24 protein-coding genes are annotated in these 24,759 nt (G+C 66.9%); 19 read left to right on the forward strand and 5 right to left on the reverse strand.

Annotation, left to right across the window (positions count from 1 at the left end):
- Positions 1-39 precede the first annotated feature (39 nt).
- From sufC to H7A87_RS13740, 13 genes are all read left to right on the forward strand, one after another.
- Complete coding sequence (sufC, locus tag H7A87_RS13680; RefSeq protein WP_054591439.1) at positions 40-804, forward strand: Fe-S cluster assembly ATPase SufC; 765 nt, start codon at positions 40-42, stop codon at positions 802-804.
- A complete protein-coding gene (gene sufD / locus H7A87_RS13685; RefSeq protein ID WP_119127823.1) occupies positions 804-2,066 on the forward strand; it encodes a Fe-S cluster assembly protein SufD in 1,263 nt (420 codons plus the stop codon). Before sufC ends, sufD begins: the two co-directional genes overlap by 1 nt.
- Positions 2,063-3,307, forward strand: a complete 1,245-nt coding sequence (locus tag H7A87_RS13690) for a cysteine desulfurase (protein ID WP_115677641.1) — start codon at positions 2,063-2,065, stop codon at positions 3,305-3,307. The genes sufD and H7A87_RS13690 overlap by 4 nt, the downstream gene beginning before the upstream one ends.
- Before the next feature lie 182 nt (positions 3,308-3,489).
- A complete protein-coding gene (locus H7A87_RS13695) occupies positions 3,490-4,029 on the forward strand; it encodes a GNAT family N-acetyltransferase (protein WP_119127821.1) in 540 nt (179 codons plus the stop codon).
- Positions 4,026-4,355, forward strand: a complete 330-nt coding sequence (locus H7A87_RS13700) for a non-heme iron oxygenase ferredoxin subunit (RefSeq protein WP_104583076.1) — start codon at positions 4,026-4,028, stop codon at positions 4,353-4,355. The genes H7A87_RS13695 and H7A87_RS13700 overlap by 4 nt, the downstream gene beginning before the upstream one ends.
- Positions 4,356-4,922: 567 nt before the next feature.
- Complete coding sequence (locus H7A87_RS13705) at positions 4,923-7,241, forward strand: TonB-dependent siderophore receptor (RefSeq protein ID WP_119127820.1); 2,319 nt, start codon at positions 4,923-4,925, stop codon at positions 7,239-7,241.
- A 48-nt stretch (positions 7,242-7,289) separates the two neighbouring features.
- Positions 7,290-7,976: a Fe2+-dependent dioxygenase gene (locus H7A87_RS13710; protein WP_119127818.1), complete on the forward strand. Its 687-nt coding sequence runs from the start codon at positions 7,290-7,292 to the stop codon at positions 7,974-7,976.
- Positions 7,969-8,727, forward strand: coding sequence for a tetratricopeptide repeat protein (locus H7A87_RS13715; RefSeq protein ID WP_119127816.1), 759 nt, complete (start codon positions 7,969-7,971; stop codon positions 8,725-8,727). Before H7A87_RS13710 ends, H7A87_RS13715 begins: the two co-directional genes overlap by 8 nt.
- A 5-nt stretch (positions 8,728-8,732) precedes the next feature.
- Entirely contained in the window at positions 8,733-9,371 is a 639-nt protein-coding gene (locus tag H7A87_RS13720; protein ID WP_119127815.1) for a PepSY-associated TM helix domain-containing protein, read from the forward strand.
- Between the two features lie 20 nt (positions 9,372-9,391).
- Positions 9,392-9,907: a DUF2271 domain-containing protein gene (locus H7A87_RS13725; protein ID WP_104583071.1), complete on the forward strand. Its 516-nt coding sequence runs from the start codon at positions 9,392-9,394 to the stop codon at positions 9,905-9,907.
- 173 nt (positions 9,908-10,080) lie between these two features.
- Entirely contained in the window at positions 10,081-10,884 is an 804-nt protein-coding gene (locus H7A87_RS13730) for a DUF4198 domain-containing protein (RefSeq protein ID WP_104583070.1), read from the forward strand.
- Positions 10,885-10,951: 67 nt separating this feature from the next.
- Complete coding sequence (locus H7A87_RS13735; protein WP_164739734.1) at positions 10,952-11,926, forward strand: FAD:protein FMN transferase; 975 nt, start codon at positions 10,952-10,954, stop codon at positions 11,924-11,926.
- Positions 11,923-13,659: a sulfite reductase flavoprotein subunit alpha gene (locus tag H7A87_RS13740; RefSeq protein ID WP_119127813.1), complete on the forward strand. Its 1,737-nt coding sequence runs from the start codon at positions 11,923-11,925 to the stop codon at positions 13,657-13,659. The genes H7A87_RS13735 and H7A87_RS13740 overlap by 4 nt, the downstream gene beginning before the upstream one ends.
- A 132-nt stretch (positions 13,660-13,791) precedes the next feature.
- Here the strand turns inward: H7A87_RS13740 and H7A87_RS13745 are convergent, their stop codons facing one another.
- Together H7A87_RS13745 and H7A87_RS13750 are read right to left on the reverse strand one after the other, a co-directional pair.
- Entirely contained in the window at positions 13,792-14,601 is an 810-nt protein-coding gene (locus H7A87_RS13745) for a HutD family protein (RefSeq protein WP_119127811.1), read from the reverse strand.
- Positions 14,602-15,077: 476 nt separating this feature from the next.
- Positions 15,078-15,452 carry a helix-hairpin-helix domain-containing protein gene (locus H7A87_RS13750; RefSeq protein WP_321186573.1) on the reverse strand — a complete coding sequence of 125 codons (375 nt, stop codon included), beginning with the start codon at positions 15,450-15,452 and terminating at the stop codon, positions 15,078-15,080.
- A 157-nt stretch (positions 15,453-15,609) separates the two neighbouring features.
- On the opposite strand from H7A87_RS13750, the gene H7A87_RS13755 reads away from it, so the two are divergent.
- The 4 genes from H7A87_RS13755 to murU all read left to right on the forward strand — a co-directional run bounded on the left by H7A87_RS13755 (position 15,610) and on the right by murU (position 19,331).
- Positions 15,610-17,103 carry a M20 family metallopeptidase gene (locus H7A87_RS13755; protein ID WP_119127810.1) on the forward strand — a complete coding sequence of 498 codons (1,494 nt, stop codon included), beginning with the start codon at positions 15,610-15,612 and terminating at the stop codon, positions 17,101-17,103.
- A 167-nt stretch (positions 17,104-17,270) separates the two neighbouring features.
- Complete coding sequence (locus H7A87_RS13760; protein WP_104583065.1) at positions 17,271-17,543, forward strand: GlsB/YeaQ/YmgE family stress response membrane protein; 273 nt, start codon at positions 17,271-17,273, stop codon at positions 17,541-17,543.
- Between the two features lie 58 nt (positions 17,544-17,601).
- Positions 17,602-18,624, forward strand: a complete 1,023-nt coding sequence (locus tag H7A87_RS13765) for a phosphotransferase (RefSeq protein WP_119127808.1) — start codon at positions 17,602-17,604, stop codon at positions 18,622-18,624.
- Positions 18,621-19,331, forward strand: coding sequence for an N-acetylmuramate alpha-1-phosphate uridylyltransferase MurU (gene murU, locus H7A87_RS13770; RefSeq protein ID WP_119127806.1), 711 nt, complete (start codon positions 18,621-18,623; stop codon positions 19,329-19,331). The genes H7A87_RS13765 and murU overlap by 4 nt, the downstream gene beginning before the upstream one ends.
- 801 nt (positions 19,332-20,132) lie before the next feature.
- Here murU and hda read toward each other — a convergent pair.
- From hda to H7A87_RS13785, 3 genes are read right to left on the reverse strand one after another with little or no spacing between them, the layout of a single operon-like run.
- Positions 20,133-20,834: a DnaA regulatory inactivator Hda gene (gene hda / locus H7A87_RS13775; protein WP_119127802.1), complete on the reverse strand. Its 702-nt coding sequence runs from the start codon at positions 20,832-20,834 to the stop codon at positions 20,133-20,135.
- Positions 20,831-21,997, reverse strand: coding sequence for an AI-2E family transporter (locus H7A87_RS13780; RefSeq protein WP_104583061.1), 1,167 nt, complete (start codon positions 21,995-21,997; stop codon positions 20,831-20,833). Before H7A87_RS13780 ends, hda begins: the two co-directional genes overlap by 4 nt.
- Positions 21,994-23,106, reverse strand: coding sequence for a DUF2066 domain-containing protein (locus H7A87_RS13785; protein ID WP_164739151.1), 1,113 nt, complete (start codon positions 23,104-23,106; stop codon positions 21,994-21,996). The genes H7A87_RS13780 and H7A87_RS13785 overlap by 4 nt, the downstream gene beginning before the upstream one ends.
- Positions 23,107-23,128: 22 nt before the next feature.
- On the opposite strand from H7A87_RS13785, the gene purM reads away from it, so the two are divergent.
- On the forward strand, positions 23,129-24,262 hold the full coding sequence (gene purM / locus H7A87_RS13790) for a phosphoribosylformylglycinamidine cyclo-ligase (RefSeq protein WP_180496706.1): 1,134 nt from the start codon (positions 23,129-23,131) through the stop codon (positions 24,260-24,262).
- A 14-nt stretch (positions 24,263-24,276) separates the two neighbouring features.
- Positions 24,277-24,735: a hypothetical protein gene (locus tag H7A87_RS13795; RefSeq protein WP_119128020.1), complete on the forward strand. Its 459-nt coding sequence runs from the start codon at positions 24,277-24,279 to the stop codon at positions 24,733-24,735.
- Positions 24,736-24,759 lie beyond the last annotated feature (24 nt).

Genomic DNA, 24,759 nt, shown 5'->3' on the forward strand with positions numbered 1-24,759 from the left:
CTCGCATTACCCATTCCCTATTCTCGATTCCCTATTCCCATGCTTACGATCAACAACCTCCACGCCAGCATCGCCGGCAAAGACATCCTCAAGGGCCTGTCGCTGGACATCCAGCCGGGCCAGGTGCACGCCATCATGGGGCCCAACGGCGCCGGCAAGTCCACGCTGGGCAATGTGCTGGCCGGGCGCGACGGCTATGAGGTCAGCGCCGGCAGCGTGCAGTTCGAAGGCAAGGACCTGCTCGAGCTGCCGCCGGAAGAACGCGCGGCGGCCGGTCTGTTCCTGGCCTTCCAGTACCCGGTGGAAATCCCCGGCGTCAACAACACCTACTTCCTGCGCGCGGCACTCAATGCACAGCGCAAGGCGCGTGGCGAGGACGAGCTGGACTCGATGCAGTTCCTCAAGCTGGTGCGGCAGAAACTGGCCGTGCTGCATCTGAAGGACGAGCTGCTGCACCGTGGCGTCAACGAAGGGTTCTCCGGTGGCGAGAAGAAGCGCAACGAAATCTTCCAGCTGGCCGTGCTCGAACCCAAGCTCGCCATCCTGGACGAGACCGATTCGGGCCTGGACATCGACGCGCTCAAGAGCGTGGCTGATGGCGTCAACGCGCTGCGCTCGCCGGAGCGTTCGTTTCTGGTGATCACCCACTATCAGCGCCTGCTCGACTACATCACCCCGGACGTGGTGCATGTCCTGGCCGAAGGCCGCATCGTGCAGAGCGGCGGCCCGGAACTGGCGCTGGAGCTTGAAAAGCACGGCTACCACTTCCTCAAGGACCGCGTGGTGCCCGAGGCGGCTGCCTGATGAGCGCCCTGCTGGAATCCCTCGCCCGTGGCTTCAGCGGCAACGACGCTCGCCGCGCCGAGCTCGATGCCGCGCTGCAGACCGGCCTGCCCGGCCCGCGCGCCGAAGCCTGGAAATACACCTCGCTGCGGCAGCTGGAGCGGCGCAGCTTCCAGCCCGCGCCGCTGGTGCCGACGTTGATCGACGCCGCGTTGCTGGACGAGATCCCGTCGCCGCGGCTGGTGTTCGTCAATGGCCGCCCGTCCGACGCACTGAGCGACCTGTCGACGCTGCCGGACGGCGTACAGCTGGATACCTTGTCCGCGTCGCTGGCCGCAGGCGACGACGCGCAGCAGTTGCTTGGCCGCCGTTTCGAGGGACGCGACGAAATCTTCGCGCGCCTCAATGCCGCGCTTGCCGACGAAGGCGTGCTGGTGCGCGTGCAGGGCGGCGCGCAGATCGAGGCGCCGCTGCACCTGGTCTTCATCGGCGTGGCCGGCGAGCACGACCTGTCCTGGCATCACCGTCACCTGATCGAACTGCGCGCCGGCGCGGCGCTGAACGTGGTCGAGCATCACCTGCATGTCGGCGATGCCGCGCATCTTCACAACAGCCTGATGCATGTCCATCTGGCCCAGGATGCGGTGCTGTCGCATGCGCGCGTGCAGGCCGACAGTGCGCACGCAACGTCGCTGTTGCGCACCGACGCGGTGCTGGCGCGCAATGCGCGCTACCAGCGTGTGGATCTGGAACTGGGTTCCAACCTGTCGCGCCACGAGCTCAACGTGCGCCTGGAAGGCAACAACGCCCAGCTCACCGCCAATGGCGTGCTGCTCGGCAACGGCCGCCGCCATGTCGATACACGCCTGGGTATCGCGCACATCGCCCGCGACACCAGCTGCGAGCTGGTCTGGCGCGGCGTGGGCGCCGATCGCAGCCGGGTGGTCTTCCACGGCGGCATCAACATCCGTCCCGGCGCCGACGGCACCGACGCGCGGCTGTCGAACAAGAACCTGCTGCTGTCGGCCAATGCCGAGATCGATACCCAGCCGGTGCTGGTGATCGATGCCGAGGAAGTGCAGGCCGCGCATGGCGCCACCGTCGGCCAGCTCGACGACAGTGCCCTGTTCTATCTGCGCTCGCGCGGCCTGCCGCAGGCCGAGGCGCAGCGCTTGCTGAGCGCCGCGTTCTGCCACGAGCCGCTGCGCATGCTGCCCAGCGCGCTGGGCGCGGTGCTGGCGCTGCAGTTGGATCGCGCACTGACCTCGGCAGGCGTGGCATGAACGCGCCCGCCACCACGCACCTCGCCGCGCCGGACTGGGAGCGCGTGCGCTCGGATTTCCCGTTGCTGATGCGGCAGGTGCATGGCAAGCCGCTGATCTATTTCGACAACGCCAACACCGGGCAGAAGCCGCTGCAGGTCATCGCCGCGACCGACGAGTTCTACCGTCGCCAGAACGCCAATGTGAGCCGCGCAGTGCATGCGCTGGGCACCGAGGCCACCGATGCCTTCGAAGGCGCGCGCAGCAAGCTGGCACGCTTTCTCAACGTACGCGCCGACGAACTGGTGCTGTGCAGCGGCACGACCTTTGCGATCAATCTGGTCGCTTATTCCTGGGCACTGCCGCGCCTGGGCGCCGGCGATGTGATCCTGATCTCGCGCATGGAGCACCACGCCAACATCGTGCCGTGGCAGCTGGTGGCGCAACGCACCGGCGCCACCATTCGCGTGGCCGAGATCACCCCGGACGGTGCGCTGGATCTGGATGCCTTGCGCAAGGCGATGACGCCGCAGGTCAAGCTGCTGGCGATCACGCATGTGTCCAATGTGCTGGGCACGGTCAATCCGGTGCGCGAGATCTGCCGCGAGGCGCGCAAGCGCGGCATCGTCACCGTGGTGGATGGCTCGCAGGCGGCGCCGCATCGGCGTATCGACGTGGCCGGCATCGGCTGCGATTTCTACGCCATCACCGGCCACAAGATGTGCGGGCCCACCGGTACCGGCGCACTGTGGGCGCGTCGCGAACACCTGCAGGCGATGCCGCCGTTCCTGGGCGGCGGCGAGATGATCAAGGAAGTGAGTTTCGAGGGCACGGTGTTCAATGATGCCCCGCACAAGTTCGAAGCCGGCACGCCCAACATCGCCGGATTCATCGGCCTGGGCTCCGCGGTCGATTACCTGGAGTCGGTCGGCCTGGCGCATGTGGAAGCGCGCGAGGCCGAGCTGCTGGCGCACTTCACCGAGGAGCTGCAGCGCATCGACGGCCTGCGCATCTTCGGCACCACGCCGGACAAGGCCGCGGTGGTGTCGTTCCTGATCGAAGGCGCGCATGCCCACGACCTGGCCACCCTGCTCGACCTGGAAGGCGTCGCGGTGCGCTCGGGCCAGCACTGCGCGCACCCGCTGCTGCAGTACTACGGCGTCGCCGCCACCTGCCGCGCCTCGCTGGCGTTCTACAACACGCACGACGAGATCGAGCGCTTCGTTGCTGCGCTGGTGAAGGTGCGTCGCCTGCTGGGTTGATTGGAATCGGGAATCGGGAATGGAGAATCGACAATACGGCTCTCCCGCAGACTGATGCGGTTCGACACGTGGAATAGCTCATCGAGCGGCGCAACGCTTTTCCCGATTCCCGATTCCCGATTCCCGATTCCCGATTCCCGATTCCCGATTCCCGATTCCCGATTCCCGATTAAACTGCTCCCATGCAGACCACCACCTTCCGTACCGCCACCGTCGACGATATCGACGCCCTCGTGTCACTGGTGACCTCGGCCTATCGCGGTGATGTCAGCCGGGTGGGCTGGACCACCGAGGCCGACTTTCTCGACGGCGCGCGGATCGATCCTGCAGTCCTGCGCGAGGACCTGCTGCGCGATCGCAGCCTGGTGCTGCTGGTCGAACAGGACAGGCGCCTGCTGGCCTGTGCGCATATCGCCGACGACCAGGGTGCCGGCTACTTCGGCATGTTTGCGGTCGACCCCGCGCTGCAGGGCAGCGGGCTGGGCAAGACGCTGCTGGCCGAGGCCGAGCGTATCGCCCACAGCGAGTGGCAGCTGCCGGTAATGCGCATGACGGTGATCGACATTCGCGCCGAGCTGATCGCGTTCTATGAGCGACGCGGCTACCGCCGCACCGGCATCACCAAGCCGTTCCCGTATGGCGACGCGCGTTTCGGCGTGCCGCTGCGCCAGGACCTGCGCTTCGAGGTGCTGGAAAAACCGCTCGGCGGCCCAGCGCTGTGAGCGACACCTGGACCTTTGTCTGCGCCAGCGAGGCGCTGCTGCCCGGCGAGCTGCAGACCGTCTGGGACGAGGTAACCGATGCCCCGATCGTGATCTTCAACCTCGACGGCGAGCTGTACGCGCTGGAAGACCGCTGCAGCCATGAAGACTATGAATTGTCGCCGGGCACGTTCGACCCCGTAGAAGGCAGCATCGAGTGCCTGCTGCACAGCGCCCGCTTCGACATCCGCGACGGCCGCCCGCTGTGCGCACCGGCCTACACCGCGGTGCCCAAGTTCCCGGTCAAGCGCGAACACGGCGGCATCTGGACCCGCGACGACCGCTGACCGCGGCCGCATCCGCGCGCGAGATACGGCAGCCGTAAGTGGAGGCCACGCACGGCGCTGATCTGCAGTGGGTCGCTGTCCTGCATGCGCACCCGGAGTCCGCGGCTCCGCGCCCTGCATGGGAACACCCCCCTGCCATGTCAGCGAGCACGGCCGGCTGGAGCGCGGCTGTTGGGCCGGCGAGCAAGCGCAGATACGCGCATCTCCCACGCATCTCTGCCTTGGGACTGCAGCTGCCTGATGCCTCAGGCGTCGCGGTTGCCCCTTCGCCTGGCAGGCACCAAGAAAGATTGCAAAGAAGAATGATTTGCATTTAAGATCTCAGCCCTTCAGGCCTTCTTAACAACTGGCCTGCCCTGCGATCCCATGCGCCCAGCCCTGCTCGACACGTTTTTCCTGACCTTGCCCCGCATGCGCCTGGCTGCGCAGCGCTTGCGTGTGTCCGGACACTGGTCGGGCCGACTGGCCGCCTCGGGCTAGCGGGCGCGCTCGCCGACCTGCCTTCCCATCCCGCATCCGCCGAGCCATCGCCAGGCCGGAGCCTCGCTTTCCTCTTCGAGACGCCTCATGACTCCCAGGATTTCCCCGCTCACCTCGGCCGTGCTGCTGACGCTGTCCGCTCCTGCCTTCGCCCAGCCCGGCGATGCGCCGGCGCCTCCGGGCGCGGTCGATCTGGACGCCATCCGGGTGCAGCAGGAACGTGCGCAAAAGCCGTCCTCGCCCAAGTACACCGAGGTGCTGCGCGACACGCCGCAGACGATCACCGTGGTCACCAAGCAGACCATGGACCAGCAGAACCTGCTGTCGCTGCGCGACGTGCTGAGCACCCTGCCCGGCATCACCTTCGGCGCGGGCGAAGGCGGCGGCGGCTATGGCGACAGCATCAACCTGCGCGGCTTCACCGCCAGCAGCGACATCACCACCGATGGCGTGCGCGACAGCGCGCAGTACAGCCGCAGCGACACCTTCAACCTGGAAGCGGTGGAGCTGATCAACGGCGCCAACTCGGCCATGTCCGGCGCCGGTTCGGTCGGTGGCAACATCAATCTGGTGACCAAGACCGCCGGCCAGGGCGACTTCACCAACGTCGTGGTCGGTGGCGGCAGCGACCGCTATGGCCGGCTGACCGCCGACAGCAATTACGATTTCGACAACGGCACCGCCGTGCGCCTGAACGCGATGGGCCACACCCAGGACGTGCCGGGGCGCGATGAGGAATTCCGGCATCGCTGGGGCTTTGCGCCGTCGGTGGCCTTCGGCCTGGGCTCGGATACCCGCTTCACCCTGAGCTACCTGCACCAGCACGACAACAACCTGCCGCAGTACGGCGTGCCGTTCGCGCTCAGCCCGTTCAACGACGGTCCGCTGCCGGGCGTGGACCCGGAAACCTTCTTCGGCTACCGCAACACCTCGCGTCAGGACATCGACGTGGACATGCTGACCGGCGTGCTGGAAATGGACTTCAACGACAACGTCAAGCTGCGCAGCCTGGCGCGCGTGCAGCGGGTCGACCAGACCACCAACGCCACCGCGCTGCAGGGCACCTGGTGCCTGCCCGACGGCACCGATCCGTACACCGGCCGCGCCTGCGCCGGCCAGCCGGCGGCCAGCTGGAATCCGAACAGCGGCCCGCGCGGCCTGGTGCGCGAGACGGAGAACTTCATCGCGCACAGCCAGACCGACCTGACCGCCACCTTGCACACCGGCGCCATCGAGCACCGCGTGGTCGCTGGCGTGGCCTTCAGCAAGGAAGACTTCGAACTCGACAGCGGCACCACCTTCCGCAATGCCGATGGCTCCACCACCGGCATCACCTATCCGCTGCAGTCCTTCGACAATCCCTACAACGTCTGGACCGGCCCGCAGAACTATTTCCGCACCGGGCGCAGCAAGGGCAGCCTGACCAATCAGGCGGTGTACCTGTTCGATACCTTGCAGTTCAACGAGCAATGGATGCTCAACCTGGGCGGCCGCTACGAGCACAACGAAGGCGACAGCACCACCTATACCGTCAACGCCGCCGGCAACGTCACCGGTGTGAGCCCGGGCTTCCCGGCCGGCAGCGAAGAGGACCTGTTCTCGTATCGCGCCGGCCTGGTCTTCAAGCCGGCCGAGAACGCCAGCCTGTACCTGTCCTACGCCAACAGCAAGACGCCCTCCAAGGCCTCGGTCAACGGCTCGTGCACGCCGATCGCCACTGCCACCGCCGGCGCCAACTGCAATGTCGAGCCGGAGACGGCGGTCAACATCGAACTGGGCGGCAAGTGGGACGTGCTGGACCAGCGCCTGGCACTGACCGCTGCGGTGTTCCGCAATGAGCGCGAAAACTACAAGGTCAACAGCGGCGACCCGCTGATTCCCGAGCAGGTGCTGGACGGCAAGGCGCGCGTGGACGGCGTCGCGCTTGGCGCCGCCGGTTACCTGACCGAGCGCTGGTCGATCTTCGCCAACTACACCTTCCTGGACAGCGAAGTGCTGCAGAGCGTGTCCAACCGCACCGAGAGCCTCACCGGCGACCCGGTGGCCGGACGCGAGCTGGTGCAGACCCCGCGCAATGCCGGCAACATCTGGACCACCTACACGCTCAACCAGTGGACCTTCGGCTACGGCGTCACCTACCAGGGCGGTTTCTATCCGAATAATTCCTCGGCGGCCGCCTACATCAAGACCGATGACTACTGGGTGCACCGCGCGATGGTCGGCCTGCGCGTCAACGACTGGCTCAGCCTGCAGTTGAACGTCAACAACCTGTTCGACGAGGAGTACTACACCAGCGTGCGCAACAACCTCACCGTCAACGCCGCAGGGACTGTCACGGCGGGCAATGGCTGGGCAATTCCTGGCGAAGGCCGCTCGGCGGTGTTGAGCGCCACGTTTAGTTTCTAAGCCTCCGGCACGCCGCCCGCACGGTGCGGGCAGCGTGGAGATCTGCCCATGTTGCTGCCCATTCCCGATGTCCTCACCCCCGCACAACTCGGCGAGTTGCGGGCACGGCTGGACGCAGCCGACTGGGCGGACGGCCGCATCACTGCCGGCCATCAGTCCGCGCAGGCCAAGGACAACGCGCAGTTGCCCGAGGACGCCGCGGTGGCACGCGAGGCCGGCGCACTGGTGCTCGAGGCGCTCGCGCGCAACAGCACGTTCTTTTCGGCGGTGTTGCCGCGGCGCATCTATCCGCCGCTGTTCAACCGCTACAGCGGCGGGCAGTCGTTCGGGTATCACGTCGACAACGCGATCCGTTACGACCGCAGTCGCGGCGGCGCAGATCCCATCCGCACCGATGTCTCCGCCACCTTGTTTCTCAGCGACCCGGACAGCTACGACGGCGGCGAGCTGGTGATCGAAGACACCTACGGCACGCAGTCGGTGAAGCTGCCGGCCGGGCACCTGGTGATCTATCCCGGCACCAGCCTGCATCGGGTGATGCCGGTGACCGGCGGCGCCCGTGTGGCGTGTTTCTTCTGGACGCAAAGCATGTTGCGCGACGATGCGCAGCGGCGCCTGCTGTTCGAACTGGATGTGTCCATCCGGCGACTGACCCAGGACACCCCCGGCCATCCGTCGCTGATCCAGCTCACCGGCGTGTACCACAACCTGTTGCGGCAATGGGCCGATGTCTGAGCCCGCACTGGACCCCACGCAGTTGATCGACCTGCTGCGCACCCACCCCGATCACGCGATCGCATGGCTGCGCAAGGCCGCCGAGCGCCAGGATCTGGCGGCGCAACTGCTGCTCGCGCAGCTCTACGCCGAGGGCCGCGGCATCCCCGCCGATCCGGCCATGGCCATGCTGTGGTACGAGGTGGCCGCCAATGCCGGGCATGCGGAAGCGATGAACCAGTTGGGGCGTTGCCATGAACTGGGCTTCGGCACCGCGTGCAACGAGGTGCTGGCGGCGCTGTGGTATCGCCGCGCCGCCGAGCATGGCCTGGATTGGGGCATGTACAACCTTGCGCATCTGTACGGCTCCGGGCGTGGCGTGCCACAGGACCACGCCCAGGCGCTGGCGCTGTACCGCACGGCCGCCGAACGCGGGCACGCCAAGTCGATGAACTTTGTGGCGCGCTATCTCGACCAGGGCCTGGCCTGCACCGCGGATCCGATCGCTGCGCGCCACTGGTATCGCCGCTCTGCGGAAGCAGGCGATTTTCGCGGCCAGGCCAGTTACGCCACCTTGCTCGCGGATGCCGGCGACCTCGATCAGGCCGAGCGCTGGATGCGCCGTGCGATCGCCGGCGGGCATGCCGGCTTCCTGCAACAGCTCACGCCGTTGCTGGCGGGTGCAACGCACCCACGTCTGCGCGCGTTGCTGAGCGAAGTGACCGCGCGGCAATCGCAGTTGCAGCCGTCGCCGGCAGCGGACGTGGCCTGAGCGGCATGGCCACTTCCAATGACACCCTGGCCAGCACGCAGCAACGCCGCGGCTTCTGGCTGCGCATGCTGCATCAATGGCACTGGATCAGTTCGGCGCTGTGCCTGATCGGCATGCTGCTGTTCACCATCACCGGGCTGACCTTGAATCACGCCGCGCGCATCGAAGCCAGCCCCTCGACCGAACACCGCACGCTCACGCTGCCGCCGGCACTGCTCAAGTCCCTGGGCACCCGCGAAGATGGCGACGCCCCGCTGCCGCCACGCGTGGCGCACTGGCTGGGGCGCGAGCTGGAGATCAGCATCGGCACGCGCAACGGCGAATGGTCGGCCGACGAGGTGTACCTGGCGCTGCCGCGCCCCGGCGGCGATGCGTGGCTGAGCCTGGATCGCAACACCGGCGCGATCGAATACGAGCGTACCGGGCGCGGCGCCATCGCCTATCTCAACGACCTGCACAAGGGCCGTAACGCAGGGCCGGCCTGGGGCTGGTTCATCGACGTGTTCGCCATCGCCTGCATGGTGTTCTGCATCACCGGGCTGTTCCTGCTGCATCTGCATGCGCGCCAGCGCCGCATGACCTGGCCGCTGGTCGGCCTGGGCCTGCTGGTTCCGTTGCTGCTCGCCCTGCTGTTGATCCACTGACCTTTCTACCGGAGACGATCATGCGCGCCACCCTGACCATTGCCCTGAGCGGCCTGCTCGCCATGCCGGCATACGCGGCCACGCTCGACATCAACGTCGAGATCCCCAAGCTCAACGTCGCCGAGTACCACCGCCCGTATGTGGCGATCTGGCTGGAAGGCGCGGACCAGAAGGTCGCCGCCAACCTGGCGGTCTGGTATCAATCCAAGGACACCGCCGAAGGCCACGGCACCAAGTGGCTGCCGGACCTGCGCCAGTGGTGGCGCAAGAGCGGGCGCACCCTGGAGGTGCCGGTCGACGGCGTCACCGGCCCCACCCGCCCGGCCGGCGCGCATGCGCTGTCGTTCTCCGACACCAAGGGCACGTTGAAGTCGCTGCCGGCCGGCCAGTACACGCTGGTGGTGGAAGCCGCGCGCGAGGTCGGCGGCCGCGAGCTGGTCAAGGTGCCTTTCAGCTGGCCGGCAAAGGCGCCGCAGAGCGCCAAGGCCAGCGGCAGCAGCGAACTGGGCGCCGTCAGCCTGGTCGCCAAACCGTGACACCTGGCGTCGGCCGGTGGCGCGGGCCGCTTGCGTCCCTGCCCCGCTGGCGCCCGCTGCAGCCGCTTCAGCAGATCGTCTCCCGCTTTTTTGTCCCACGCATCCAGCCAGCGCAGCGACGCGCGCTGATCAGACACGTGCCCACCGCCCTTATCGTCCTTCAAGGAGTTGTCATGCAACGTTCGCTCGTCCTGGTCGCCCTGCTCGCCGCACTGCCGGTCAGCGCACTCGCCCACAAGGCCTGGTTGCTGCCGTCGCAGACCGTCATCGCCGGTGAGGCCCCATGGATCACCGTGGATGCGGCGGTCTCCAACGACCTGTTCTACTTCAACCACGTGCCGCTGCGCCTGGACAAGCTGAGCATCACCGCACCCGATGGCAGCGCGCTCACGCCGGAAAATCCGGCCACCGGCAAGTACCGCAGCGTGTTCGACCTGCAGCTCACCCAACCCGGCACCTACAAGCTGAGCATCGTCAACGCCGGCCTGTTCGCCAGCTGGAAGGAAGACGGCAAGCCCAAGCGCTGGCGCGGCGACGAAGCCCGCTTCGCCACCGAGGTGCCGAAGAACGCGCAGGACCTGCAGGTCTCGCAGTCCTTCAATCGCGTGGAAACCTTCGTCACCCGCGGCGCGCCGACCACCACCGTGTTCAAGCCCAGCGGCAAGGGCATCGAGCTGGTGCCGGTGACCCATCCCAACGATCTGGTCGCCGGCGAGGCGGCGCAGTTCACGCTGCAACTGGACGGCAAGCCGGCGGCCGGGCTGGAGATCGAGATCGTGCGCGGCGGTACCCGCTATCGCGATGCGCAGAACGAGATCAAGCTCACCACCGATGCCAAGGGCGGCTTCAGCGTGACCTGGCCGGAGGCCGGTATGTACTGGCTGGAAACCACCACCGAAGACAAGAAAACCTCCCTCCCGCAGGCCAAGCAGCGCCGCCTGGGCTATGTCGCCACGCTGGAAGTGCTGCCGCAGTAATCTGCCGGCACGCGGCAGGAGCGCGCACAGCGTGCATCCTGCCGCCCCATCTTCATACGATCCGTCCATGCCCGTACCGTCTTCCTCCGACCACGCCATTGCCACGCTCGGCGGCCGCAGCATGGGCACCACCTGGAGCGTGAAGCTGGTGGCGCCGCGCGGACGCGATCTGCACCCCTTGCATGCGAGCATCCAGGCCGCACTGGACCGCGTGGTTGCGCAGATGAGCACCTGGGAAGCCGATTCGGATATCAGCCGTTACAACCGCGCACCGCCAGGCAGCTGGCACCGCCTGCCCGACGAATTCCACGCGGTGCTGAGCGCCGCACTCGAGATTGCACAGGCCAGCGATAGCGCCTTCGATCCCACCGTCGGCCCGATGGTCGAGCTATGGGGTTTCGGCGCTGCCGGCGGGCGTCAGCGGGTGCCGACAGCGGAGGCGATCGCATTGGCCAGCCTGCGCTGCGGCTGGCAGCGCCTGCAGCTGGATGGCAGGCGCGTGCTGCAGCCGGGCGCAGCGGCACTGGATCTGTCCGGCATCGCCAAAGGGTTTGGTGTGGACTACGTGCATCGCGCCTTGCTGCAGTCGGGGATCGACAGTGCCTTGATCGAGGTCGGCGGCGAATTGTTCGGCTACGGGCGCAAGCCCGATGGCAGCGTATGGCGCGTGCTGGTCGAATCGGCCCCCGACGAAGATGCCGGCACCGCGCTGCCGGCACGCGTGCTGGCACTGGAGGGGCTGGCAGTGGCCACCTCCGGCGATCGCTGGCACCGCTTCGATGCCGATGGCACGCGCTATACACATACCTTCGACCCACGCAGCGGCACGCCCGTTCCGCATGCCCCCGCGGCGGTCACCGTACTGGCTCCCGATGCGATGCAGGCCGATGCCTGGGCCACCGCGATGACCGTGCTCGGCGTCGCTGTCGGTCTTGCCCATGCACGCAAGGCGGACCTGGCCGTGCGATTTCTGGTGCGCAAGGACGGCATTCTGCTCGAATCCATGAGCCCGGCGTTCGAACGCCACCTGTCCGCGTCATGAGCAGCGCCACCTCACGCGTGTGGCTGGGCAATGGGCTGGTTCTGCTGGCGCTTGCCGGCGTCGTCGGCTGGCTGGGCGGCTTGCATGACGGCACATGGTGGAGTGCACCCACGCCGCAGCGCTGGCAACTGGCGGCTCTCGGCCTGGCGCTGTATCTGGGCCTGTGCACGGCCGTGCTGCTGCGTGCGCGCACGCGTGTTGGCGCACAACGCGCAGACGCCAGCGGTGTGTTGATCGTCTGGGCAAGCCAGACCGGATTCGCGCGCGAACTGGCGCAACGCAGCGTTGCCGCGCTGCGATCGGCAGGCGTCGGCGCGCATGCGCTGCCGATCGAGGCCGTCGATCGCGATCAAATCGCACGCGTGCCGCGGCTGTTGTGCATCGTCAGCACCACCGGCGAAGGCGATGCACCCGACCACGCGCAGTCGGCCGAGCGCAGTTGGCTTGCCGACGACGCGCAGGATCTGACTGCCGTGCAGTACGCGGTCCTGGCCCTGGGCGACCGTGGTTATGCGCACTTCTGCGCGTTCGGCCGGCGCCTCGACGATCGCCTGCAGGCGCGCGGCGCCACGCGCCTGTTCGAGCGCATCGAGGTCGATAACGCCGACCCGAACGCACTGCAGCACTGGCAACGCCGTCTGGCGGAACTGGCGCCCGCCCTCGCGACGCAATCGGACTGGAGCCTGCCGACCTACACCGCCTGGCAGCTATGCCAGCGCATCCACGTCAATCCCGGCAGCGCGGGCGCACCGATTTACCGGCTGCGCCTGGTGCCATGCGATGGCGCGTTGCCGCACTGGAGCGCAGGCGACATCGCGGAGATTGCACCGCGTAACACACCGGACGCGGTGGAGTCCTGGCTGCAGCGCAACCAACGCGATGGCGCGCAGCATATCGACGGCCGCCCCCTGCGCGACTGGCTCGGCGGCGCGCAACTTCCCGTCGATGCCGATGCCGCTCTCGGTATCGATGTGGGTGCCGGTGCCAGTCCCGATGCAGAAGCAGAAGCCGGAGGCGAAAGTGGCCCAGGTGTGGGTACGAATACAGAGGCGGCTGCAGGCATAGCTACAAGGACAGGCCTGAGCTCAGCAATGGACGCAGAAGCAATGGTGCGCCGCCTGGCCGCCCTGCCCCATCGCGACTACTCGCTTGCCTCCATTCCCGAGGAAGGCCATGCCGAACTGCTGGTGCGCGAGCACCGGCACGCCGACGGCAGCCTGGGCCTGGGTAGCGGGTGGCTCTGCGTCCATGCACCGATCGGCGCAGCCATCGCGCTGCGCCTGCGCAGCAACCCCGGCTTCCACCCGCCCGCACCCGAGCAGCCGATGCTGCTGATCGGCAACGGCACCGGCATCGCCGGTCTGCGCGCGCATCTGCGTGCACGCATCGCGACCGGCGCACGTCGTAACTGGCTGCTGTTCGGCGAACGCAATGCCGCGCACGACGCGCTGTACGCCGACGAGCTGCAGCAGTGGCAGCAGGATGGCTGGATCGAACGCCTGGAACTTGTCTACTCGCGCGATCGGCAACAGCCACCGCATTATGTCCAACACGCACTGGCCGCAGCCGCCGACCGCTTGCGTCATTGGATTGATCAAGGCGCCTGCATCTACGTTTGCGGCAGCCTGCGCGGCATGGCACCGGAGCTTGACCGGACCCTGGATGCCATTCTCGGTGCCGAGGTCAGACAGGAACTGCTACGCAACGGCCGCTATCGCCGCGACGTGTATTGAACCCTCGGGTGTAGCGCTGCCAACAGCGATCAACGCAGCGACGACCTGGCAGCCAGGCCAGCGCGCCCGTTGCTGCAATCCGCATCATCGATGCCTGCGGTGGCTGTGCGCTCACCGCATAAGTGAAACGCCCTAGACCGGACTCACCCGGATCGCCAGCAACTCGCCGCCACCATCGAGCACATAGCGGGTGCGCGTGGAGGCACTCAGCCATGCGGTATCGCCGGCAGCCAACGGTGGCAAGCCGCTGTCGCGTCCAAAGCTGGCCTGGCCTGCGAGCAGATGAATCGCCCAGGCGCTGCCCGGATCGGCGAAAAACAGCATGGTGCCGACCACCGGCCGATGCAGCAGTTGGGTCTGCAGCAGATCGCGCCGCCACATCAGATTGAAATCCTGGGTCGGCCCGTCGAGCAGCGTCGCATGTACCCTTTCTTCGCCTGCGAATCTGACGCGCTGGTACGGCGGCAGCAATGTCCAGCTGCGATGATTGCCGCCAGCAGCACCGATGCCACCATCGCCTCCAGCATCATGGCCGCCACGCCCAGCGCCACCGCCCTCATTGTCGCTGCCGCTATCGTTTTTGCCGCCAGTGTCGCCGCCAGTCGCAATAGGAGTAGCAGTAGCAGTAGGAGTAGGAGTACCAATGCCTGCACCTGCACCTGCACCTGCACCTGCACTTCCACCTGCACTTCTGTCGCAGCCAGCATCACCAAACTGCAGCCGCATGCCATTGCCATGCAACAGCACCAGCTCGCGATCGATGCCTGGGAATGCGGAAAACACCGCATCCTGTTCGATCTCGGCGATCGACAGGCGTAGCGCCCACGCGTCGGCATCGCCGAGGCACAGGATCTCGCGCGTCCAGCCCAATTGATTGCGCCACCGCTCGCGGCGGTAGTCAGTGGCCGGAATCACCCGGCTGCTCAGGTCTGTGGGCTGCATCGGTGCATTGTGCCTGAAGCGCTGCGGTGGTCCGTCTTCCCCCGGCTCGGCGCGCCAGCGTATCGACCGGGCTCCGCGACAGATGCGGGCAATACCATCAACCAATAATGCTGGGCACGTGCTGGCAACCAGCAATCACCTGCAAGATGCCGCTGAGCAGACGGAAGCCTGCAGTTGAAACGTATGCCACAGGCTGACGGTTGACCAGCGGAGTGGGCCTAACGCCAGGAGCAGAGCGCTACGAGTGGCCCACTGCACCACTCATTTCCGCCGCACCACCGGCATCCCCGGAATGGCCACGCGCGCCAGCCAATCCGCGCCGAGTCCCCACAACGAAAAACGCCCGGCTGCACATCCAAGTGCAACACCGGGCGATTCCACGTCCTTGTCGGCTTCCAGCCATCCCCCGGACATCCTGTCCAGTTAGGTTGCGGCCACGCATCCTCGCGTCGAACCGTATCTCGGATCCTTTCCCCTTAACGCCGTCCCACCGGTTTCACCGCCGCCCCCTTGGCAGCCTTCTTGGCGGGAGCCATCGTGGCTCCTACTTCGATCAGGTCGCGATTCCGTTCGACCGTCTTGAGTCCGATGCCCTTGACCAGTGCCAGTTCCTCGGCACTTTTGAAGGGACCGTTTGCCTGACGGTGCTCGACGATTGCCTCGGCTTTTGATCGCCCGACATTCGTCAGCACCTTGTCCAATTCCTCAGCAGACGCGGTGTTGATATCGACCTTGTCGAGTGCATACGCATTCGAGGACAACAGCAACGCCAGTAGCAGGGACTTCAGGACTACGGTAAATGACCTCATTGCAACGCTCCTTGTGGCTTGGGTGATGGTCCTAGCCAGCATTCCTGCCAGCGGAGCCAGTGTCCCGCGCCACATGCAGCAATCCTATCGCCAACGAACTTTTCACACAGCCGGTGAACTGCGCGCCGGCTTGTAGGGAAATACCTACCCCGAGGCACGGGCGTAGAATGTGCCGTTACGCCACGTATTCGGAGCCTCCATGGACAGCGCCAAGATCGACCAATTCATCAGCGACACCTGGGACCGCGAGATCGTCCCGCAATTGGTCGATTACATCCGCATTCCCAATAAATCGCCGATGTTCGACGCCGACTGGGTCGCGCACGGCTACATGGAGCAGGCCGTCACCCTGATGGAAACCTGGGCGCGCGCGCAGGCGATCGACGGCATGCAGGTCGAGGTGGTGCGCCTGGAAGGCCGCACGCCGCTGATCTTCATCGAGATTCCGGCCACCGGCACCGAATCGGGCGACGACACCGTGCTGCTGTACGGCCACCTGGACAAGCAGCCGGAAATGACCGGCTGGGATGCCGACCTCGGTCCGTGGGAGCCGGTGCTGCGCGACGACAAGCTGTACGGGCGCGGCGGCGCCGACGATGGCTATGCAATTTTCGGTTCGCTGGCGGCGGTGCTGGCGCTGCGTACCCAGGGCCTGCCGCATGCGCGCTGCGTGGTGCTGATCGAAGCCTGCGAGGAATCCGGCAGCTACGACCTGCCGGCCTATGTCGATCATCTGGCCGCACGCATCGGCAAGCCGTCGCTGGTGGTGTGCCTGGATTCGGGCTGCGGCAACTATGAGCAACTGTGGTGCACCACCTCGCTGCGCGGGCTGACCGGCGGCAACCTGAGCGTGAAGGTACTGGAGGAAGGCGTGCATTCGGGCGATGCCTCCGGCGTGGTGCCGTCCAGCTTCCGCCTGCTGCGCCAGTTGCTGTCGCGGATCGAGGACGAAGCCAGCGGCCGCATCCTGCTGGACGGACTGCACGTGGAAGTGCCGGCCGAACGGCTGGCGCAGGCCAAGGCCGCGGCGGCGACGCTGGATACCGCCATCTTCGACAAGTTCCCGATGGTCGAGGGCCTGGTGCCGATGCATGACGACCTCACCGAGCTGGTGTTGAACCGCACCTGGCGCCCGGCGCTGTCGATCACCGGTGTGGACGGCATGCCGCCGCTGGCGTCGGCCGGCAACGTGCTGCGTCCGCAGACTGCAGTGAAGCTGTCGCTGCGGCTGCCGCCGACCGCCGACGGCAAGGCCTGTGGCGAACTGCTCAAGGAAGCGCTGCTGCGCGATCCGCCCAATGGCGCCCAGGTAACGCTGGAGCTGGAAAAGGCCTCGTCCGGCTGGAATGCGCCGGCGATGGCGCCGTGGCTGGAAAAGGCCATCGACGACGCCAGCCTGGCGTTCTTCGACAAGCCGGCGATGTACATGGGCGAAGGCGGCTCGATCCCGTTCATGGGCATGCTGGGCGAGAAGTTCCCCGGCGCGCAGTTCATGATCACCGGCGTGCTCGGCCCGCATTCCAATGCGCATGGCCCGAACGAGTTCCTGCACATCCCGATGGGCAAGCGGGTGACGGCCTGCGTGTCCAAGGTGATTGCCGAACATCACGCCGCCTGCCTGCGCGGCGAGACCAGCGGCTCGCCGGTGGCGGCCGACAGCGGCACCCGTCACGGCGGGCATGGCTGCTGCTGATTGATGCCTGGGCCGCCCCGCGCATGTCGGGGCGGCCCAGCGCCTCGCCATGCGCTGCGGCGCGCGCATGGATGCAGCCCCAACGCCATGGCGACAGCCAGCGCGGCACACGTGGTCGCGGCGGCGGCGAATGCTAGTCTGCCGATCCCCTCCCCTCAGTGCCTGCGATGAACACTCTCTTCGGTAGCGACAGCTGGCTTTACATCATTCTGGTCGGCTTCGTGGTCGGGCTGCTGGCCCGTTTCATCACCCCTGGCACGCAGCGCCTGGGCTGCCTGCTGACCATCGTGCTGGGCATCGCCGGTGCACTGGTCGCCAGCTGGTTCGGCCGCTACATGGGCTGGTACCACGCCGGCGAACCGGCCGGTTTCCTCGGTGCGTTGCTGGGTGCGATCGCAATCCTGGCACTGCTGCGGCTGTTCAGCGGCAGCAAGCGTTGATCGAACCTGCGTCGTTTTCGACCAGGCTGCGCCTCACTTCACGACACAGCATTCACCCATGACGTCATCGTTGACTCCAGATACCGCGCGCGCTGCGCTCCGCCTGCAATGGGCGCAGCATGCGTTGAACGACCCTGAGGTCACGCTGCAACGTGCCTCGGTCGATGCGGGATTCCGCAGCTACTGGCGTACCCAGGGACGCGGCGTGGACCACATCCTGATGGATGCGCCACCTGCACTGGAAAATGTGGCGCCCTGGTTGCGCATGCACGCCCTGCTCGGCGCGCACGGCGTGCGGGTGCCGCAGGTGCTTGCGCAGGATCTTGAAACCGGCTTCCTGCTGCTGGAAGACCTGGGCGTGCCGACCCTGGCGCAGGTGCTGACCGACGCCAATGCCGACGCGTTGCTGGATGCTGGGATAACTCAGTTATTGCTGCTGCAGCGCATTCCGCCACCTGCCGACAGTGGCGAGTTCGGCGAGGCGCTGCTGCAACGCGATGCCGGCCTGTTCGAAGAATGGTTCCTCGGCCGCCACCTCGGCTTGCAGCTGGACTGCGGCCAGGCCGAGCAACTGCAGTTGGTGCAGCGCCGTTTGATGGACAACGCACTGGCGCAGCCGCGCGTGTTCACCCATCGCGATTTCATGCCGCGCAATCTGATGCCGGTCGGCGACGGGCTGGCGGTGCTGGATTTCCAGGATTGCGTGATCGGCCCGATCGCCTACGACCCGATCAGCCTGTTCAAGGACACCTCGGTGAGCTGGCCGCTGGCGCGCGTGGATGGCTGGCTGGAGCGCTACCACGCACGTGCGGCAGCGGCCGGATTGCCGGTGCCGCCGCTGGCGCAATTCCTGCGCGATGCGGACTGGATGGGCGTGCAGCGGCACCTGAAGAATCTCGGCATCTTCTCGCGCCTGAGCCATCGCGACGGCAAGCATTGGTATCTGGATAACGTGCCGCGTTTCATCGCCTATCTGGACGAGGTGTTGCCGCGTCATCCCGACCTTGCGCCGCTGGTTGGCCTGCTGGAAAAGCTGGTCAAACCTGCCCTGGCGGCACGCTCCGCAGAGGCCGGCGCATGAAGGCGCTGATCTTTGCGGCCGGGTTTGGCGAGCGCATGCGTCCATTGACCGAGCGCACGCCCAAGCCGCTGCTGTCGGTCGGCGGCACACCGCTGATCGTCTGGCATCTGCGCAAGCTGGCCGCACTGGGCGTGGACGAGGTGGTGATCAATACCTCGTGGCTGGCCGACCAATTTCCGCAGGTACTGGGCGATGGCAGCGCGTTCGGGCTGCGGCTGACGTATTCCTTCGAGGGCGCCACCCCGCTGGAAACCGGCGGCGGCATGCTGCATGCATTGCCGTTGCTGGGCGATGCGCCGTTCCTGCTGGTCAACGGCGACATCTGGACCGATTTCGATTTCGCGCGGCTGTCGGCCGCGCCGGCGGGCCTGGCGCAGCTGGTGCTGGTCGACCGCCCCGCCTATGCAGCGCGCGCAGACTTTGCGTTGGATGCCGATGGCAAGGTGCGCGAGGACCTGCCGGCAACGCTCACCTATTCCGGCATCGGCATGTATCGACCGGCGCTGCTGCGCGACTGGCCATCGGTCATCGGCCAGCTGCCGGAGCCCAGCGGCGCGGCACCACGGTTTGCGCTGGCGCCAATCCTGCGTGCGCAGATGGCGGCAGGGCTGATCGATGGCATCCACCATGCCGGACGCTGGACCGATGTCGGCACGCCGCAGCGATTGGCAGAGCTGGATGCCCAATTGCTGCGCGACGGTGGCTGACCGCAACCAAGCGCTGCAACCCGCAGCCGCGCATCGTGCGTTGCTTGCACCACGCACACCAACCATCTCGATGGTCCTTGCATCCAACCCGATGCGCGCCGCTCCTGCTGTTATCCATGCGCACCAACCCTCTCGACGGGTCCTTGCCCGCTCACCGTCGCGGGACCCTGAGCGGCATGGATGCCGCGCCGGAGCCTACATGGACGTACTTGCGGCGTGTCCCGCGATGGTGGGCGGGCAAGGGCCGCGCAGCAAACTCGCAGCGCCGAGGGCGCGGCGCCCCCACCGCACCAGACAGTGCGCTGATTGTTACTGGAAGCCCTGCACATCGCCCCTCTCGACGGGTCCTTGCCCGCTCATCGTTGCGGGACCTTGAGCGGCATGGATGCCGCGCCGGAGCCTACAAGGACGTACTTGCGGCGTGTCCTGCGACGGTGGGCGGGCAAGGACCGCGCAGCAAACTCGCAGCGCCGAAGGCGCGGCGCCCTCGGCGCACCAGACAGTGCGCTGATTGTTTATTGGAAGCCCTGCACATCGACCCTCTCGACGGGTCCTTGCCCGCCCGCCGTGGCGGGACCCTGAGCGGCATGGATGCCGCGCCGGAGCCTACATGGACGTACTTGCGGCGTGTCCCGCGATGGTGGGCGGGCAAGGGCCTTGCAACAGAACCACAGACCATCCGCGCTATGAATTTAGGCGTTGTGCCTCAGGTCCCTGGACACTGCGTTAGATGTGCTAAGGGAAAGCGCAAAGCAGCTTGCGCCTCGCCTAATAGCGAGCGTGGTAATTCTGTCAGCCGCTCTAAGAGCCGCGATCCTCCAGCACCCGCCGCAGGAACGGCACGGTGATGCGGCGCTTGGCAGCCAGCGATTCGCGATCCAGCCGGTCCAGCAATGCCACCAGTCCGGCCAGTTCGCGTTCGCTATGGGTCAGCAGCCAGTCGATTGCTGCCTCGTCCAGCGCCAGCCCGCGCCGTTGCGCACGATCGCGTAATACGGCCGCGCGCCCGGCATCGTCGAGCACCGGCGGGCTGATGCGGATGCACTGCGACAGCCGCGAGCGCAGGTCCGGCAACACCAAGGCCAGGCCATCGGGCATCTGCCGCGCGGTGTACAGCAAGGTGGTGCCGGCAGCGCGCGCGCGGTTGTGGAAATCGAACAGCGCCACTTCGTCGTCGCGCTGCCCGGCAATGCTTTCCACACCGTCCAATGCGACCAGGCTGCGCCCTTCCAGCGCCTCGAGCGCATCGCGCAACCGGCCAGTGGCCGCGTGCAGGGGCAGGTACGCCGGGGCACGCCCGGCCTGTTCGGCGGCCGCGCACAACGACAACGCCAGATGCGTCTTGCCGGTGCCGGCGGGGCCGGACAGATACAGCCAGTCGCTCACCTGCCCGGCCGCCAATGCCTGCAGCTGCGACAGCAGGCCATCAGGCGCGGCGATGTAACTATCGAATCGCTGATCGGGCGGCGCACGCAACGCCAGTGGCAACTGCGGAACACTCACGAGCGATCCGTGTCCTTGCTTGGGTCGATGATCACGCTGCGCTCGGGCGTGGACTGCAGCACGATGCCGGCGCGCTCGCCCGCATACAGATCGCTGCGCGTGTATTGCTCATGCGCATAGCGCAGCAGCACATTGGCCACCGCCGCCACCGGCAGTGCCAGCAGCATGCCGAGAAAGCCGAACAACTGGCCGCCCGCCATCACCGCAAAGATCACCGCGACCGGATGCAGGCCGATCTTGTCGCCGACGATGCGCGGCGTCAGCACATAGCTTTCCAGCAACTGGCCGACGGTGAACACCACGCCGACGCCGATCAGCAACTTCAGGTCGAAGCCCTGCGCCTGCACCACGGCCGCCAGCAGGGCGAGCACGATGCCGGTGGTGGCGCCCAGATACGGAATGAAGCTGATGAAGCCGGCGATGATTCCGATCAACAGACCCAGATTGAGCCCGATGATGGACAGCCCGGCGGCGTAGATCGCCCCCAGCGCCAGCATCACCAGGAACTGGCCGCGGATGAAGCCGCCTAGCACGTCATTGGATTCCAGTGCGAGCCGGCTCACGGTACCGATATAGGCACGCGGAATGACCGCGGCCACCCGCTCGACCAGGCGATCCCAGTCGCGCAGGAAGTAGAACGCCAGGATCGGCAGCAACGCCAGGTTGATCACCCAGGTCACCATTGCAAAGCCGGAACGCTGCACGTAGCCGAAGAAGGTCTTGGCGGCGCCGCCGGCCTGTTCCCAGTGACTGCGGATCCAGTCGATCAGGCGCTCCGGGTCCAGCCAGCCCATCAGTTCCACGCCGGTCTTGGCTTCCAGCCACGGAATGGCGGTACTGATCGCCCAGGTCCGCATCTGCGGCAGCGCGTCGATCAGGGTCATGATCTGGCGCTCGATCATCGGCACCAGAATCATGAGCGCCAGCACGAACAGCAGCAGGGCCAGCACGAACACCAACACCACCGCGATGTTGCGCGAGCGGCCGGCGCGTTCGATGCGATCCACCAGCGGATCGCCCAGCCAGGCCAGCAGCAACGCCAGCACGAACGGCGTCAGGATCGGCGACAGCAGCGAGACCACCCACAACACGCCGACAGTCACCGCCACCCATTTCAGGCGACGCAGAAACAGGGCGATTTCGGCTTCGGGAGTCAAGGTCATTTCAGGCGGTACTCGGCGTGCTCGTTTTCGAGAATGATCGGGCCCTCGGTCGGCACCGACACGGGTACCAACGGGCTGTTGTCGCCGAGCATACGGTTGAGGCCGGAAATGCCCGTGAGCAATTCCAGATCCACTTCCATGCGGTCGCCGTTGGCGCTGACCGGGCGGATGCTGCGCACCACCGACACGCCCTGCAGCGCGGCGGAGACGCGCAGATAGTCGTCGGCGCTGCCGATCCCGGTGATCACCGCGCGGTAGACACCGGGCACACCCGAATCCACGCGCTTGGCGTAACGCTTGACCAGGGCATCGGCCGCGCCATCGGCACCGGCGGCCATCGCACGACGCGCATCGCCGTCGCTGCTGGTCCAGCTGGACAGCACGTTGCCGTTGTCGACGAAGACCCAGTCGGCGGTCCAGCCGGCGTCATTGCGGTAGAGCTTGCCGATCAACTGCATCGGCGGGCTGTACTTGGCCGATGCGCGCGCCACCGCGGCGGTATCCTTGCGCCAGATCGCGCCGGCCAGCACCTGCTCGGCGGCGGCACCGCCGGGCAGGCCGAGCCGGTAGCCGCGCTCGATTGCCCGGTCCAGCACGCTGCGCGCGGCATTGGCCTGCGCCACGCCGACCAGGCGCGGGCCGCTGCCGTCGTCGATGGCCAGCCACAACACCGGCTTGGGCCGCGGCAGCGGCCACACCGGCAGCCCCAGTGCGGCGATCAGGCCATCCACGTCGGACTGCCGGAAGCGCGCCACAAGCACGGTGCGGAAGGTCGGCGCCCCGGTGCGCGAGGTGCCCTGGTCCTGACGGTAATCGTAGTTTTCGACATAGCCCGGCGCGCCGCGCAGTGCCTGCGAGACGCCTGGGCGGCTCATCACCCCGCGGTCGCCGGAGACCTTGCCCAGCACCGCGCCGAGCGCGCGCGCCAGCGCGCCGGGGCGATCGGACTCGCTCTGGCTGTTGACCGGCACTTCGGCCTCATAGGCGCTTTGCGCCTTGGCGACGTCGCCTTCGGTGCGTAGATCGGCCTGCGCAAAGGCTGGCGCGAGAGGCATGGCGACCACGAGGGCGAGAAAGAAAGCGAGACTGCGGCGCATCGACGGTTCCATGACGTAAGCGTATCCGGGTGAATTGTTGCCCGAATGGGACGCCAGCGCCAACGTGGCTGCTAAAATCGCCGCCTTTACAGCCGAGCCCTCCCCGCCCGTGACCAGCCCAACGCCTTCCAATCCCTCGCCCATGACCTACCGTGAGGCAGGTGTCGACATCGACGCCGGCAATGCGTTGGTCGAACGCATCAAGCCGCTGGTCAAGCGCAGCTTCCGGCCGGAGGTGATGGGTGGCCTGGGCGGGTTTGGCGCCTTGTTCGACCTGTCCGGCAAGTACCGGGAGCCGGTGCTGGTATCCGGCACCGATGGCGTCGGCACCAAGCTCAAGCTGGCGCAGCAGCTGGGCCGGCACGACACCATCGGCATCGACCTGGTCGGCATGTGCGTCAACGACGTGCTGGTGCAGGGCGCCGAGCCGTTGTTCTTCCTGGATTATTTCGCCACCGGCAAGCTGGACGTGGAGACCGCTGCGGCGGTGGTCGGCGGCATCGCGCGCGGCTGCGAGCTGTCCGGCTGCGCCCTGATCGGCGGCGAAACCGCCGAGATGCCCGACATGTATCCGCCGGGCGAGTACGACCTGGCCGGCTTCACCGTCGGGGCGGTGGAAAAATCGCAGCTGCTGGACGGCGCGCAGGTGCGCGCCGGCGACGTGCTGATCGGCATCGCCTCGTCCGGCCCGCATTCCAATGGCTACTCGCTGATCCGCAGGATCTACGAGCGTGCCGGCGCCCCGGCCGAGTTGGTGCTGGACGACGGTGTCAAGCTGATCGACGCGCTGATGGCGCCGACCGCGCTGTACGTCAAGCCGATCCTGGCGCTGCTCAAGTCGCATGGCGACAGCATCCACGCCATGGCCCACATCACCGGCGGCGGGCTGACCGAAAACATCATCCGGGTGATCCCCGACGGTCTGGGCCTGGACATCGACGCCTCCGCCTGGGCGCTGCCGCCGGTGTTCGCCTGGCTGCAGCGCGAAGGCGCGGTGGCCGATGCGGAAATGTGGCGCACCTTCAACTGCGGCATCGGCTTCGTGCTGGTCGCCGCACCCGAGCAGGCCGCCGCGCTGGAACAGGCACTGGAGGCGCAGTCGCTGGCGCACTGGCGCATCGGCCAGGTGGTGCCGGCGCAGGGCGATGAACGCGTGCGGATCGGTTGACCGAGGAGACCTGCATGGACGCTGCCCCACACGCACTGCCGGCACCGGCCAGCGCTGACGATCTCCAGCACCTGAAACTGCTGTCGATCTTTCACTATGTGCTGGCCGCCATCACCGCGCTGTTTTCGCTTTTCCCGTTGATCCACCTGTTCATGGGCATTGCGATCGTCACCGGGCACCTGCCCATGACACAGACCAGCACGGATGCACCACCGATGGATCCGCGATTGTTCGGCTGGTTCTTCGTGGTGTTCGCAGGTGTGTTCATTGTCTGCGGCCTGACGCTGGCAGCGTTCATGACCTACGCCGGCCGCTGCATTGCCCAGCGCAGACGGCACCTGCTGTGCCTGATCGTGGCCGGCATTTCCTGCTCCTTCATGCCGTTCGGCACCGTCGTCGGCGTGTTTACGCTGGTGGTGCTGCTGCGCCCGCAGGTCAAGGCCTTGTTCGCTCCCACCGCCACTGCAGCGTGACGCGCACTGCCCCATGACATCAGC

The organism is Xanthomonas sp. CPBF 426 (assembly GCF_903989465.1).
In the GTDB taxonomy this organism is placed as follows: Bacteria; Pseudomonadota; Gammaproteobacteria; order Xanthomonadales; family Xanthomonadaceae; genus Xanthomonas; species Xanthomonas euroxanthea.